Raw genomic sequence first — 14882 nt, 5'->3', positions numbered from 1 at the left:
GGGTGGTTACATCGTTGGGCTTCGCTGCGCTCAACCCAACCTACGGGGGGCGTGCTGCTTTTCACTCTCTCCCCTTGGGAGAGGGTTGGGGTGAGGGTGTCAGGCTGTTGGGCTTCGCTGCGCTCAACCCAACCTACGGGGCGCATGCCGCTTTTCCCCTCCTCCCTTTGGGAGGGGTTGGGGTGAGGGTGTCAGGCTGTTGGGCTTCGCTGCGCTCAACCCAACCTACGGGGCGCGTGCCGCCTTTCCCCCTCTCCCCTTGGGAGAGGGTTGGGGTGAGGGTGTCAGGCTGTTGGGCTTCGCTGCGCTCAACCCAACCTGCGAGGCGTGCGTCGCCTTTCTTCCTCTCCCTCTGGGAGAGCGCTGGGGTGAGGGGAGCCCGTTCGACGCCCGTGCTAGAACAGCCCCAACTGCTCTCCCGGCGGGGCGAACTGGCTGCAGTCCAGGCCTTCGCCCTCGCGGCGCTCCAGGCCGAAGCGGCGGCGTGCCAGGCGAAAGCGCTGGGCCAGCAGGTCGGCGAACTGGCCCTCGCCCTTCATGCGGATGCCGAAACGGCTGTCGTAGTTCTTCCCGCCGCGCGACTGCCGGATCAGGCTCATCACATGGGCGGCGCGCTCGGGAAAGTGCGTCTGCAGCCATTCCTCGAACAGCTCGACGATCTCCAGCGGCAGTCGCAACAGCGTATAGCCGGCCGAGCGGGCGCCGTGGTCGCGGGCCGCCTCCAGCAGGGCTTCCAGTTCATGGTCGTTGATCATGGGAATCATCGGCGCCAGCAGGGCACTCACCGGCACGCCGTGCTCGTGCAGGGTGCGCATGGCCCGCAGTCGGGCCTGGGGCGCCGCGGTGCGGGGTTCGAGGATGCGCTTGAGTTCGTCGTCCAGCGTGGTGAGGCTGAAGGCCACGCGCACCAGGTTGCGCTCGGCGAGTTGCGTCAGCAGATCCAGGTCGCGCAGGATCAGCGCGCTCTTGGTGATGAGGGTCACCGGATGGCGGTAGCGCAGCAGGATCTCCAGCGCCTGGCGCGTCAGCTGGTATTGCCGCTCGATGGGCTGGTAGCCATCGGTATTGATGCCCAGGGCGATGGGCTGCGGCTGGTAGCCCGGCTTGCTCAGCTCCGCCTCCAGCCGCTCGGCCAGATTGGTCTTGGCGATCAGCTGGGTTTCGAAGTCGATACCGGGCGAGAGGTCCCAGTAGGCGTGGGAGGGGCGGGCGAAACAGTAGATGCAGCCATGCTCGCAGCCGCGATAGGGATTCACCGAGCGATCGAAGCCGACATCCGGCGACTGGTTGCGGCTGATCACCGTCTTGGCCGTTTCCTGGCGGACGGCAGTGGTAAAAGTCAGCGGGGTGGCGTCCTCGTACCAGCCATCGTGCTCGGCCTCGCTGCGGGTCGCGGCAAAGCGATTATGCGGATTGCTGGCGGTGCCACGACCCCGTGGCGGGCGCTGGGGCTGGGTCATGTCGAGGCCTCTTTGCTGTATCTTTGTACAGTATAAGGCCTGGGCGATCCGGGCAAGCGGCGGCGGTCTGCTGGGCGGGCGGAACGGCCGCCCAGCCAGCCGCGAACCGGCGTCCTACAGTACCGAAATCGGGTAGTTGAGGATGATGCGGTTTTCGTCAAAGGAGCCGCTGGCGCTGTAGTCGCGCCTCATGCTGGAGTTGCGCCAGCGGATCAGCAGCTTCTTCAGCGGACCGCTCTGCACCTCGTATTGCACCTCGGATTCGCGACCCCATTCCTTGCCGTCGGTGATGGTGCCGGTGTGCACGTTGTCGCCGCTGAGGTAGCGATTCATCAGGGTCAGACCCGGCACGCCGAAGGCGGCGAAGTTGTGGTCGTAGCGCACCTGCCAGGAGCGCTCCCGGGCATTGTCGTAGCTGGAGTTGTAGCTGTCGTTGGCCAGGGTGCCGCCGCTGGTGCCGTTGACCCTCATCCAGGCGCTGTCGCCGCTGACGCGCTGCAGGCCGACATAGAAGGTGCCGCCGCCCTGCTTGGCCGAGAGCAGCGCATAGGCGGTGCGGTTGTCCAGGGCACCGGCGCGGGCCGAGCCGTCGTCGTCGCCGATGAAGTAGCCGAGGTTGGCGCCCAGGGTCCAGCTGCCTACCGGCTGGTAGTGGATCAGGTTGATGAACTTCTGATTGTAGATGTCTTCGAGCTGGGCGTACCAGAGGCCGATCTGGGTGCGCTTCTCGTTGAACTTGTATTCGCCGCCGACGAAGTTGAAGCGATCGGAGGTGGCATTGGCACGACCCTGCATGAACATGTCTTCCATGCTGGCGTCGTTGCGCGGGCTGTTCTGCCGCATCTGCCCACCCCAGAGCTCCAGGTTCTGGAACTCGGTGGAGTGGATCTGCGCGCCCTGGAAGGTCTGCGGCAGCGAGCGGCCGTCGTCGGACCTGAGGATCGGCAGCACGGCGAACCACTCGCCGACCTTGATATCGGTCTTGGAGACCTTGGCCTTGGCGGCCACCGCCAGGCGGCCGAAATCCTTGGCCGGCTCGTTGCCGGCATGAGTCGGCAGCAGCTGGGTGCCATAGGTGCCGGCGCCACCGTCGAGCTTGACCGAATAGAGCCCCAGGGCATCGATGCCGAAGCCCACCGGACCCTGGGTGTAGCCGGAGGTCAGGCCGAAGATGAAGCTCTGGGTCCATTCCTCGGCCTTGTTCTGCGCGGTGTAGGCCGGATCGACGAAGTTGCGATTGAAGTAGAAGTTGCGCAGGTTGAGAGTGGCCTTGGTGCCTTCGAGGAAGCCGTCCGCGGCCCACAGCGGTGTGGTGCTGGCGAGGGCGGCGAAGGCGGCGCAGGCACGGGCGAGCCGGCCGGAAGCGAGTCGAGTGCTCATGGTGTTCCTTGTTCTTGTAGGTAAGGGGTGCCCTGCCGGCGCGGGGGCGGCATCTGACGAGGGCGGGTCGGGCGGTGGTGCGAGGTACGGCTAGGAGGGTGCAGGCGACATGAGGGATTCCTTTCTTATTTGAATTATCGGAAAACAGCGACCGAGGCGTTCGGCTGATTAGTTATATGACAACGTATGTCTTACGGCAAGGCTACCAAGGTAGCAGGGCGGAGCCCTCGCCAGGCGAGGGCTCGCGAGGGGTCAGACGCTGGCCTTGAGGCTGTCCTGACGGGCCGTGTCATAGGAGTGCTTGTCCATCTGCACGGCGCCCGGCTTGCCCAGGTCGCTCATGGGCACCCGGTAGGTTTCCGGCGACAGGTAGGCCGCCAGGGCCGACAGGCAGGTCACGCCGAAGGCCAGGCCGCCGACCACCAGCCAGATGTTGTCGGTGCCGGGCGGGGCGACCAGGGTGAACAGCGCCGGCAGCATGGCGGTGAACATGGTGCCGATGTTCTGGGCGATGGCCATGGCCGAGACGCGGTAGCGGGTCTGGAACTGCTCCGGGTAGAAGCTCGGGAAGACCGCGTTGTAGCCCTGGTAGACCACGCCCCACATCAGCAGCGACATGAGGAAGGCCAGCGGCAGGTTGTGGATGCTGATGGCATAGAGGTAACCGAAGGCCAGCAGACCCGAACCCAGGGCGCCACCGATCATGGTCGGCCGGCGACCGATACGGTCGGAGAGGTTGCCGACGAAGGGGATCACCAGCACGGCGACGATGTTACCCACCACCGGTATCCACAGGTAGACGCTCTTGTCGAAGCCGATGCCGTAGGCCGGCTGCACCGCATAGGCGGCGCCGAAGATGGTGGCCACCACCGGGATGACGTTCATCAGCGCCATCAGCGCCACCAGGATCATGGCCTTCCAGCTGGTGGTCAGGGCTTCGCCGATGGGCGAGCGTCTGGCCACGGTGGCGGTGCCGGTCTTGGCTTCTTCCTTGACGAAGGCGGGCGTCTCATGGACCTCGCGACGGATGATGAAGCCGGCCAGCAGGACGAAGGCGCTGAGCAGGAAGGGAATGCGCCAGCCCCAGCTGTTGAAGGCGTCGGCGGGCATGAAGTAGGCCAGCGGCAGGAAGATCGCCGCGGCCATCACCTGGCCGGCCTGGACACCCTGCAGGGTAAAGCTCGCATAGTAGCCGCGCCGCCCGAAGGGTGCGTGTTCGAGCACCATGGAGCTGGCTCCGGAGATCTCGCCGGCCACGGCGAAGCCCTGGATCAGCCGCAGCACCACCAGCAGGATGGGCGCGAAAATGCCGATCTGGTGGTAGGTGGGTAGCAGGCCCACGGCCATGGTAGCGATGCCCATGAGGAACATGCACAGCAGCAGGACGTTCTTGCGACCGCGGGTATCGCCCCAGTGCCCGAGCACGAAGGCGCCGACCGGCCGCGCCAGATAGCCCACACCATAGGTGGCGAGGGAAGCGACGATGGCCATCTTGGGATCGGTGGAGGGGAAGAAGATCTGCGGAAAGATCAGCGCCGCCGCCTGGGCGTAGATGAAGAAGTCGTAGTATTCCAGCGCCGAGCCGATCCAGCCGCTCGCGGTGGCTTTCTTGGCTTGGGAGCCGGGGGTGGGGGAGGCGGTATTGGCCATGGTTGTCTCCGGAATTTTATTGTCAGGCCAGGAGGGTTTCAGCGCCGCGCACGAACTCGCTCGGGCAGCGGGAGCCGAAGATGGAAAGGACGGGAGGACCTAGCCTGGCCGTCGCCGACTGAGCGCGGTTGGACTGCAGACGAGACGGGGGACGCAGGATAACGTGGATAGCTGGGGCATGGACGCACACTCTTGTTTGTCTTGTTATGGTCGACGCGGCGGAAGCGACGAGCGCTGGGCTCTGCGATCCATAGTGCGAGGCGCTGCCGGGCCTGGTCAATTCGCCGGACGACCAAATGTTCGATCAGCGAACAGAAACTAACCGGTTCGTACATAATCCATTGTTGGGCCACGCGGTGCCACGAATAATCGGTGCCAGACCCGACAGATCCGCGCCACCCCGCCCGCCATGACCGACGGCGTGGCCGTTCAACACAGGAGCACCGGCATGCAGCGTTCCATCGCGACCGTATCCATCAGCGGCACCCTGACCGAAAAGCTCGAGGCCATCGCCGCGGCGGGCTTCGACGGTGTGGAGATCTTCGAGAACGACCTGCTGTATTCCGGGGCCAGTCCGCGCGAGATCCGCCAGCGCGCCCAGGACCTGGGGCTGGCCATCACCCTGTTCCAGCCATTCCGCGACTTCGAGGGCAATCGCCGCGAGCGCCTGCAGCGCAATCTCGACCGCGCCGAGCGCAAGTTCGACCTCATGCAGGAGCTGGGCACCGACCTGATCCTGGTGTGCAGCAACACCGCCGCCGACAGCCTCGGCGACGAGCGCCTGATCGCCGACGACCTGCAACTGCTGGCCGAGCGTGCCGCCCGGCGCGAGCTGCGCATCGGCTACGAGGCCCTCGCCTGGGGCCGCCACGTCAACACCTGGCAGCAGGTCTGGCGCCTGGTGAAGGCGGTCGATCATCCCAATCTCGGCGTGCTGCTCGACAGCTTCCATACCCTGTCCATCGGTGGCGATCCGGCGGGCATCGCGCAGATCCCGGGGGACAAGATCTTTTTCGTGCAGATGGCCGATGCGCCCGTGCTGCAGATGGACGTGCTGGAGTGGAGCCGGCATTTCCGCTGCTTCCCGGGACAGGGCGAGTTCGACCTGGCCGGTTTCCTCGCGCCTATCCTGCAGACCGGCTACCAGGGTCCGCTGTCGCTGGAGATCTTCAACGACGGCTTCCGTGCCGCCCAGACCCGCGCCACCGCCGCCGATGGCCTGAGATCCCTGCTCTACCTGGAAGAGCAGACCGCCGCGCGGCTGCAGCGCGAAGAGACCCCGGTGGCGGCGCCGCTGTTCGCCCCGCCCGAGGCGCCGCGCCTGGAAGGCACCGAATTCCTCGAATTCGCCGTGGACGACGGCCATGGCGCCGAACTGGCGCGCTGGTTGGGCAAGCTGGGCTTCGCCCAGGCCGGGCGGCATCGCTCCAAGAACGTCACCCTGCTGCGCCAGGGCGAGATCAACCTGGTGCTCAACGCCGAACCCTATTCCTTCGGCCACAACTTCTTCGAGGCCCACGGCCCCTCGCTGTGCGCCATGGCCCTGCGCGTGCCGGATAGCCAGGCCGCCCTGGAGCGCGCCCAGCAGTACCGGGCGCAGCCCTATCGCGGCTTGGTCGGCCCCAACGAGCGGGAGATCCCGGCGGTGCGGGCGCCCGATGGCAGCCTGATCTATCTCGCCGATCGTGGCGTGGACGGCCGCAGCCTTTACGACACCGACTTCGACGTCAGCGCCGGTGCCAGTGGGGGCCTCGGGCTGACCCACGTCGACCACGTGGCCATCGCCCTGCCGGCCGATGCCCTGGACAGCTGGGTGTTGTTCTACAAGAGCCTGTTCGACTTCAGCGCCGACGACGAGGTGGTGGTCCCGGACCCCTATGGCCTGGTCAAGAGCCGCGCCCTGAAGAATCGCGAGAGCAGCGTGCGCCTGGCGCTGAACATCTCGGAGAATCGCAACACCGCCATCGCCCGGGCGCTGTCTAGCTATCGCGGCTCGGGGGTGCACCACATCGCCTTCGCCTGCCAGGACATCTTCCAGGCGGTGGAGCAGGCCAAGGCCGCCGGGGTGCCCCTGCTGGAGATCCCGATGAACTACTACGACGACCTGGGGGCGCGCTTCGATTTCGACGACGACTTCCTCAGTCGGCTGGCCTACTACAACGTCCTCTACGACCGCGATGCCCAGGGTGGCGAGCTGTTCCACGTCTACACCGAGTCCTTCGCCGACCGTTTCTTCTTCGAAATCCTCCAGCGCAAGGATTACAGTGGCTATGGTGCGGCCAACAGCCCGGTCCGTCTGGCGGCCATGCTGCAGGCCCGCCAGGGTCGCCCGGCGCCCCTGGAATTCTGAGCCAGGCGGGCACCGCTGGGTGCCCGCGCCTCTCCTTCGACAAGAGTCAGCCCGATGCAGGACACCCCGGCGCTCGCGCCCACGCTGCGTACCCCGCGCAAGAACAATCCCGAGAAGACCCGCCAGGCCATCCTCGCCGCCGCCGTGGCCGAGTTCGCCGACCTGGGGCTGAGCGGTGCGCGGGTGGACGCCATCGCCGAGCGCACCCACACCTCCAAGCGAATGATCTACTACTACTTCGGCAGCAAGGAGCAGCTCTACCTGACGGTGCTGGAAAAGCTCTACAGCGACGTGCGCGGCAACGAGGCCGAACTGCCGCTGGACCGCCTGCCGCCGCTGGAGGCGATCCGCACCCTGGCGGAATTCCTCTTCGAGCACCACCGCAGCCACGACGACTTCATCCGCGTGGTGAGCATCGAGAACATCCATCGCGGTCGCCACCTGGCGCAGTCCGAGACCATCGCCAGCCTCAACTCCTCGGCGCTGGAGGCCCTGCGCCGCATCCTCGCCCGCGGCGAAGCCAGCGGCGAGATCCGCAACGGGCTGGACGCGGTGGATGTGCACCTGCTGATGTGCTCGTTCTGCTTCTATCGCGTCTCCAACCGGCACACCTTCGGCCACATCCACGACATCGACATGGAAGCACCGGCCGTGCTGCGCCGGCACAAGACCATGATCGGCGATGCCATGGTGCGCTACCTGCAGCCGTAGGGCGTTTGACCGAGGTTTCCGGTCGCCGGCATGAATTGGCAGGGTGGCCCCCCGTAGGTTGGGCTGAGACAGCTTCATCGTCGAAGCCCAACACCGCCGGCTCCCCCGCGTTGGGCTTCGCTGCGCTCAACCCAACCTACGGACCTGCCCCCTCTCCCTTGGGGGAAAGGGCGAACCCAGATATGTAGGGTGGAAAACCGCGCAGCGTTTTCCACGCGGACGCTGAGCAATCTTCCCTCTGAGAGAGGGCAAGCCTTGTAGGTTAGGTTGAGACAGCTTCATCGTCGAAGCCCAACGCCGCCGGCTACCCCGCGTTGGGCTTCGCTGCGCTCAACCCAACCTACGGACCTACCCCCTCTCCTCGGGGAGAGGGCGAACCCCGATATGTAAGGTGGAAAACCGCGCAGCGCTTTCCACGCGGACGCTGAGCAATCTTCTCTCTGAGAGAGGGCAAGCCTCGTAGGTTGGGTTGAGACGGCTTCACCGTCGAAGCCCAACGCTACCGGATATCCCCACGTTGGGCTTCGCTGCGCTCAACCCAACCTACGGAATTATCTACCCCCCTCTCCCTCGGGGAGAGGGCCGGGGAGAGGGCAAGCCCAGGCACCCCAGCAGAACCCTTAGAGCACCGGCATCCCGCCCGTCACCGGCAGCATGGCACCGGAGATGTAGCTCGCCTCATCGGACGCCAGCAACACGTAGGCCGGCGCCAGTTCCACTGGTTGGCCAGGGCGGCCCAGCGGTGTGCTGCTACCGAACTGCTCCGGCTCGTCGGGCTTCATGGTACTGACGATCAGCGGCGTCCAGATCGGGCCGGGGGCCACGCTGTTGGCGCGGATGCCCTTGTCGCCGAGCAGCTGTGCCAGGCCTGCGGTGAAGTTGGCGATGGCGCCCTTGGTGGCCGAGTAGGCCAGCAGGGTCGGCGGGGCGATGTCGGCGTTGATCGAGGCGGTGTTGATGATGGAGCCGCCGCGCGGCATGTGCTTCACCGCCGCCTGGGTGATGCGGAACATGGCATGAATGTTCACGTTGAAGGTATGCACCCATTCCTCGTCGGGGAGCTCGTCGAGGCTGTCGCGCACCTGCTGGAAGGCGGCGTTGTTGACCAGCACGTCGATGCGGCCAAAGGCCTCGACGGTCTTCTGCACCACGTCCAGGCAGGTCTGGCGTTCGGCCAGATCGCCCGGCAGCAGCACGGCCTGGCGTCCGGCTTCGGTGACCAGGCGGGCGGTCTCCTGCGCATCCTCGTGCTCGTCCAGGTAGGCGATGGCGACATCGGCGCCCTCACGAGCGAAGGCGATGGCCACGGCGCGACCGATGCCGCTGTCGGCGCCGGTGATCAGGGTCTTCTTGCCTGCCAGGCGACCCGAGCCGCGGTAGGTCTCGGCGCCACTGTCGGGCTGCGGCTCCATGCGTGCTTCGGAGCCGGGAAAGGTCTGGGGCTGGGGTTTCAGCGGGGGTTTGGGATGGTCGCTCACGAGAGGGCTCCGGATACGGAAGAAAGAAGGGGCGACCCCGGCCTGTGCCGGGGTGCAGGGCTGGTCAGAGGATCGGCTTGCCGCCGGTGACGGCGATGCGCGCGCCCGAGGTGTAGCTGGATTCGTCCGATGCCAGCATCACGTAGACCGGCGCCAGTTCCACCGGCTGGCCGGGGCGGCCAAGCGGGGTGTTGCCACCGAATTCCTTGACCTGCTCCGGCGGCATGGTGGCCGGGATCAGCGGGGTCCAGACGGGGCCGGGGGCCACGCTGTTGGCGCGGATGCCCTTCTCGCCGAGCAACTGGGCCAGGCCGGCGGTGAAGTTGGCAATGGCGCCCTTGGTGGTGGCATAGGCCAGCAGCGTCGGCCGCGGCATGTCCGAATTCACCGAGGTGGTGTTGATGATGGAGCCACCCGGGCCCATGTGCTTCACCGCGGCCTGGGTGATGCGAAACATGGCGGTGATGTTCACATCGAAGGTGTAGACCCACTCGTCGTCGGGAATCTCGTCGAGGGTCTCGTGGGTCATCTGGAAGGCGGCGTTGTTGACCAGAACATCGATACGGCCGAAGGCGGCCACGGTCTTGTCCACCACTGCCAGGCATTGCTCACGCTTGGACAGGCAACCCGGCAGCAGCAGCGCCTCGCGTCCGGCTTCGCGCACCAGGCGGGCGGTGTCCTCGGCGTCTTCGTGCTCGTTCAGGTAGCTGATGGCGACATCGGCGCCCTCACGGGCGAAGGCGATGGCCACGGCGCGGCCGATGCCGCTGTCGCCACCGGTGATCAGCGCCTTCTTGCCGGCCAGACGGCCAGAACCCTTGTAGCTTTGCTCGCCGCAATCCGGCACCGGATTCATGCGCGATTGCAGGCCGGGAACGTCCTGCTGCTGTTCCGGCATGGGGGCTTTGGGGAAATCGGTCATGGAAGAATCCTCGTCGCTGATGTGACTTTTGCGGGCCTGTCAGTACCGACAGGCCACAAGCGGCGAGGGTTCGAGACCCGGGACGGGCGGTGTACCGGCGCTAGCGGGGTGCCGCTTCGGCCCAGCGCGGCGGCACCGTGGGTCGCCAGGCGGCGAGGGCGTCTAGCAGGGCCGTTGGCGAGGCCTCCACCTGCAACATGGCGCGGTGCGGCGCGGCGACGAAGCCCTGGGCGACCAGGTGATCGAGGAAGCCCTCCAGCTGGGCATAGAAGCCGTCGACTTCCAGCAGGCCCATGGGCTTGGCGTGATAGCCGAGCTGACCCCAGGTCCAGACCTCGAAGAGTTCCTCCAGGGTGCCCAGGCCGCCGGGGAGGGCGATGAAGGCATCGGCCAGCTCGGCCATCCGCGCCTTGCGCGCATGCATGCCGTCGACCACTTCCAGCCGGGTGCAGCCCGTATGGCCCAGTTCGGCGGTCTTGAGACTCTGGGGAATGATGCCGATGACTTCGCCACCGGCCGCCAGGGCGGCATCGGCGACCACACCCATCAGGCCGACCTTGCCGCCCCCATAGACCAGGGTGAGGCCGCGCTCGGCGAGGGTACGCCCGAGGTGCGCGGCCGCTTCGGCGAAGACGGGCGAGGCACCGGGCTTGGCGCCACAGAAGACACAGACGGTTTTCAGCGACATGGGGACTCCTAGGCAGGCAAAGCGCCTAGCCTAGCCGCCCGCTCCGTCGGAGCAAAGCATCCTCATCGCGCGAGGAAAGCCGCTTCCGGCGCATTGCCGCTGGCGGCCTGGGCATAGTTGGCGAACAACTCGTGCAGCAGGGCGGTAAGGGTCATGGCGGGCGTCCTTGGCTGGCGGATGATGGAGGGATAGTACCCAGAGGTAAGGCCAGGCGACCTGGCAAAGGTTTCGATGGAGGCGATAGAGCGAAGCCGTTCCCTTGCCATGGCCGCTGGAACCCGCCACCCTCGCATCGGTCTGACTGGCGACTTTCACGCATCCGGAGGGTTCATGAAATCCACGTTTTTTGCCGCCGCATTGTTCGCCCTGGGAAGTACCGGCGCCTGGGCCGCCGACAGCTGTACCACCCAGATCGAAGCCGGCGACCAGATGACCTACAGCCGCGCCTCGATCCAGGTCCCGGCGTCGTGCAAGACCTTTACCGTCGAACTGATCCACAACGGCAGCCTGCCCAAGAACGTCATGGGCCATAACTGGGTGCTGACCCGCTCCACCGATGCCTCGGCCGTCGACGCCGCCGGCATGAACGCGGGCGAAGACAAGGGCTACCTGCCCGAGGGCGACGAACGCATCATCGCCCATACCAAGATGTTAGGTGGTGGCGAGAAGGATTCGGTGACCTTCGATACCGGGGCTCTGGAAGCGGGCAAGGAATACAGCTTCTTCTGTTCCTTCCCGGGACATTTCGGCTCCATGCGCGGGGTGTTGCAGCGGGGGTAGATATGCTGTCATAGCCTGATCGCGCAGGAGCTCCAGGCACTTACCGTAGGTTGGGCTGAGCGCAAGCGAAGCCCAACGTTTTGGATATTAGACCCCTTAGCGGGTTATCGAGTGTTCTGACGGCTTTTGTTTCGCCCACCCGGGCGAGTCACTTTTGCCAGTCGCGGCTGCGCGCCCCGGACTACGCGTCCCGAACAAAAGTAACCAAAAACGCTTGCCCCACCATCCGGCCCTCCGCTGCGCTGCGGGTCCGCTCATACCAGCGCCGTTCCGGGGTCGGCCTACACGGGCCGTCCATGGCCCGTTAGGCCTATCGCCGCATCCCTGCGGCTCGACCCACTCCACGACACTGGCGTTCGCCCTGCTGAACGGGGCGATTCGCTAGCCTGAAAGTGTTGGTTGAAGAACGCGTCACCCGTAGCCCATAGCGTGGACAACGGCGAAGCCTTGTCCACTGAAGGTGTCGGTGCCCACCTGTGGAAAACGCCTCGCGGTTTTCCACGCTACAAATTCATAGAACACCAAAGTCTCAGGCTTGCGCTCCGTCCCCGTCAGTGAGGCCGACCACAGATGTCGCGGAGAGGGATGCGAGGCAGGACGTCCCATCGTGCCGCGCCCCTGGAGCGACGCCGAAACGTGGGGCAAGCGTTTTCGCTTACTTTTGTTCGGGACGCGTAGACCAGGGCGCGCAGCCGCGACTGAAAAAAGTGAGTCGCCCGGGTGAGCGAAACAAGAAGTGCCAGCAAAACTCGATAATCAGCTAGGGCACCAATATTGAAGGTTGACCCTGGCAGTGTTGGGCTTCGCTGGCGCTCAACCCAACCTACGAATCAGGTCACGCCTCGCCCTTTACCGGCAGGGCGGCTTCAACCCTTCGCCAACTCCGCCTCGATGGCTTCCAGAAGTCGCGGATCATCCGCCGTCACATCCGGCGCGAAGCGCCCCACCACCTCGCCATCCCGCCCGATCAGGAATTTCTCGAAATTCCACAGCACCTCGGGCTTGGGATTGGGATTGCCGCCACGGCTCACCATGCGCTCACGGAAGGGACCGTCACCGGTGGCCTCGGGTTGGGCGCGGGTGAGTTCGTCATAGAGCGGATGCTTGTCTTCACCCACGACGCTGAGCTTGGCGAACAGCGGGAATTGCACGCCATAGGTGAGGGTGCAGAATTCCTTGATCTCGGCATCGCTGCCCGGCTCCTGCTGCTTGAAGTCGTTGGCGGGAAAGCCGAGCACTTCCAGGCCGCGCTCGCGCTGGGCCTCATAGAGGCGTTCCAGCCCTTCGTACTGGCTGGTCAGGCCGCACTTGGAGGCGACGTTCACCACCAGCAGCACCTTGCCCAGGTAGCGTTCCAGGGTCAGGGTTTCGCCGTCGATGGATTGCAGCGGGAGTTTCATCAGGGTCGCGGTCATGGTCGGCCTCCTCGGAAAGAAGCGACCAGCCTAGCGCAAAAACGCCGCCTCGATGGGCGGCGTCGGTCGAGCGGGCCGGACTCAGCGCTTGAGCTTGACCACGTCGCCGGACACGGTGGTGGTGAAGCCGCTCAGGACATAGGCCCAGAACCAGTTTTCCTGCACCTGGGCGTTGATCAGGGCATCGCCACCGCGCGACTTGATGGCGGCCTGCTGGGCGCGCACGAAGCGGTCGTTCTGCTGGACCGGGATGAAGCCCAGGATCATGAGACCGGTAGCCTTGCCTTCGCCATGACCGACGACGGTGTACTGCGACGGATCCAGGTTCTGCGTCTTCATCGCGGTGCCGGTGCAGCCGGCGACGGCGGCGGCGAGGGCGAAGGAAGCGGCGAGCTTGGCGAAACGTTGCATGGAATAACTCCTTTTTGGGTTGGCATTGCCGGGCATCGTTTCCCGACAACACGAACTCTAGCAGCGCCAACCCCGGGACGGGCACCGTTCACCCCGGCGATAGAACCGCTCCTCCCGTTATCAGGTGATAGCACCTCGATCTAAGCCGAGTCGGCCCGAGCTGCTACCATCGCCGCCTTTTCGTCCGGCGGCCGCGTCGGGCGCCGTATCGGAGACCTCGTGTGAATCTGCCTCTCGTTCTCAACCTCGTCGCCTTCGCCGTGCTGCTCGGCCTGCTGGCGCGTACCCGCAACACCGGCTGGAGCCTGGCCGTGCGCGTCTTCATCGGCCTCGCCCTGGGCGTGGCCTTCGGCCTGGTGCTGCAACTCGTCTACGGGCATGACGCCCCGGTGCTCAAGACCTCCATCGGCTGGTTCAACCTGGTCGGCAACGGCTACGTGCAACTGCTGCAGATGAGCATCATGCCGCTGGTGTTCGCCTCCATCCTGGCCGCCGTGGCGCGGCTGCGCGAGGCTTCATCCATGGGGCGCATCAGCCTGCTGACTCTGGGCACCCTGCTGTTCACCACCGCCATCGCCGCCTTGGTCGGGGTGCTGGTCACCTGGCTGTTCGGCCTGAGCGCCGAAGGCCTGGTGCAGGGCGCCCAGGAGACCGCGCGCCTGACCGCGCTGCAGAACAGCTATGTCGGCAAGGTGGCGGACCTGTCGGTGCCGCAGCTGCTGCTGTCCTTCATTCCGAAGAATCCCTTCGCCGATCTTTCCGGCGCCAACCCCACCTCCATCATCAGCGTGGTGATCTTCGCCGCCTTCCTCGGCGTCGCCGCCCTGCGCCTGCAGCGCGACGATCCGGTGCGGGGCGAGAAGGTGCTGGCCGGCATCGACGTGCTCCAGGCCTGGGTGATGAAGCTGGTGCGCCTGCTGCTGCAACTCACCCCCTACGGCGTGCTGGCGCTGATGACCAAGATGGTCGCCACCGCCAGTCCCCAGGACGTGCTCAAGCTGGGCACCTTCCTGATCGCCTCCTACCTGGGCCTCGGTATCCTCTTTGGCGTGCATGCGCTGCTGCTGACCCTGAGCGGCCTGTCGCCGGCGCGCTTCTTTCCCAAGGTCTGGCCGGTGCTGAGCTTCGCCTTCACCAGCCGTTCCAGCGCGGCGACCATCCCGCTGAGCATCGAGGCCCAGACCGAGCGCCTCGGCGTGCCGCCGGCCATCGCCAGCTTCGCCGCTTCCTTCGGCGCCACCATCGGCCAGAACGGCTGCGCCGGCCTCTATCCGGCGATGCTGGCGGTGATGGTCGCGCCGACCCTGGGGATCAACCCCTTCGATCCGCTGTGGATCGCCACCCTGGTCGGCATCGTCACCCTGAGTTCGGCGGGCGTGGCCGGTGTGGGCGGCGGCGCCACCTTCGCCGCCCTGATCGTGCTGCCGGCTCTCGGCCTGCCGGTCACCCTGGTGGCGCTGCTGGTGTCCATCGAACCCCTGATCGACATGGGCCGCACCGCCCTCAACGTCAACGGCTCCATGACCGCCGGCACCCTGACCGCCCGCTGGATGGGCCAGCTGGACAAGGCCACCTACGACCGCAACGACCGCGCCGAAGCCCCGGCCGCGCCGATCAGTCGCGGCTGAATACGTAGG

12 protein-coding genes are annotated in these 14882 nt (G+C 66.0%); 4 read left to right on the top strand and 8 right to left on the bottom strand.

Translation table 11 applies throughout. The annotated features are described in order from the left end of the window. Positions 1-395 precede the first annotated feature (395 nt). The 3 genes from FHR73_RS18585 to FHR73_RS18575 all read right to left on the bottom strand — a co-directional run bounded on the left by FHR73_RS18585 (position 396) and on the right by FHR73_RS18575 (position 4490). A complete protein-coding gene (locus FHR73_RS18585; RefSeq protein ID WP_183633214.1) occupies positions 396-1460 on the bottom strand; it encodes a PA0069 family radical SAM protein in 1065 nt (354 codons plus the stop codon). 114 nt (positions 1461-1574) lie between these two features. Continuing rightward, positions 1575-2840 carry an OprD family porin gene (locus FHR73_RS18580; protein ID WP_183633213.1) on the bottom strand — a complete coding sequence of 422 codons (1266 nt, stop codon included), beginning with the start codon at positions 2838-2840 and terminating at the stop codon, positions 1575-1577. A 252-nt stretch (positions 2841-3092) separates the two neighbouring features. Next, positions 3093-4490 carry an MFS transporter gene (locus tag FHR73_RS18575; RefSeq protein WP_183633212.1) on the bottom strand — a complete coding sequence of 466 codons (1398 nt, stop codon included), beginning with the start codon at positions 4488-4490 and terminating at the stop codon, positions 3093-3095. Between the two features lie 448 nt (positions 4491-4938). Here FHR73_RS18575 and quiC point away from each other — a divergent pair, with 448 nt between their 5' ends. Both quiC and FHR73_RS18565 read left to right on the top strand, forming a co-directional pair. Beyond that, positions 4939-6840: a 3-dehydroshikimate dehydratase QuiC gene (gene quiC / locus FHR73_RS18570; protein ID WP_183633211.1), complete on the top strand. Its 1902-nt coding sequence runs from the start codon at positions 4939-4941 to the stop codon at positions 6838-6840. A gap of 54 nt (positions 6841-6894) precedes the next feature. Next, on the top strand, positions 6895-7551 hold the full coding sequence (locus FHR73_RS18565) for a TetR/AcrR family transcriptional regulator (protein WP_183633209.1): 657 nt from the start codon (positions 6895-6897) through the stop codon (positions 7549-7551). 620 nt (positions 7552-8171) lie between these two features. Here the strand turns inward: FHR73_RS18565 and FHR73_RS18560 are convergent. The 3 genes from FHR73_RS18560 to FHR73_RS18550 form a co-directional block, all read right to left on the bottom strand. After that, positions 8172-9029, bottom strand: coding sequence for a glucose 1-dehydrogenase (locus tag FHR73_RS18560; protein WP_183633207.1), 858 nt, complete (start codon positions 9027-9029; stop codon positions 8172-8174). Positions 9030-9093: 64 nt separating this feature from the next. Further along, a complete protein-coding gene (locus tag FHR73_RS18555) occupies positions 9094-9951 on the bottom strand; it encodes an SDR family oxidoreductase (protein WP_183633205.1) in 858 nt (285 codons plus the stop codon). A gap of 100 nt (positions 9952-10051) precedes the next feature. Continuing rightward, positions 10052-10639: a TIGR00730 family Rossman fold protein gene (locus FHR73_RS18550; RefSeq protein WP_183633203.1), complete on the bottom strand. Its 588-nt coding sequence runs from the start codon at positions 10637-10639 to the stop codon at positions 10052-10054. Positions 10640-10969: 330 nt separating this feature from the next. Here FHR73_RS18550 and azu point away from each other — a divergent pair, with 330 nt between their 5' ends. Next, positions 10970-11419, top strand: a complete 450-nt coding sequence (azu, locus tag FHR73_RS18545; RefSeq protein WP_183633201.1) for an azurin — start codon at positions 10970-10972, stop codon at positions 11417-11419. 866 nt (positions 11420-12285) lie between these two features. Here the strand turns inward: azu and FHR73_RS18540 are convergent. Together FHR73_RS18540 and FHR73_RS18535 are read right to left on the bottom strand one after the other, a co-directional pair. Continuing rightward, positions 12286-12834 (bottom strand): glutathione peroxidase, encoded by a 549-nt coding sequence (locus FHR73_RS18540; protein WP_183633199.1) that lies wholly within the window; start codon positions 12832-12834, stop codon positions 12286-12288. An 81-nt stretch (positions 12835-12915) separates the two neighbouring features. After that, entirely contained in the window at positions 12916-13245 is a 330-nt protein-coding gene (locus tag FHR73_RS18535; protein ID WP_133862181.1) for a hypothetical protein, read from the bottom strand. Between the two features lie 221 nt (positions 13246-13466). Here FHR73_RS18535 and FHR73_RS18530 point away from each other — a divergent pair, with 221 nt between their 5' ends. Beyond that, positions 13467-14873 (top strand): L-cystine transporter, encoded by a 1407-nt coding sequence (locus FHR73_RS18530; protein ID WP_183633197.1) that lies wholly within the window; start codon positions 13467-13469, stop codon positions 14871-14873. Positions 14874-14882: the final 9 nt, after the last annotated feature.

It is taken from the genome of Pseudomonas sp. AS2.8 (assembly GCF_014190935.1).
Lineage (GTDB): Bacteria > Pseudomonadota > Gammaproteobacteria > Pseudomonadales > Pseudomonadaceae > Chryseomonas.
Note: the sequence above shows the minus strand (reverse complement) of the source record. Positions and strands in the feature narration are given on the sequence as shown.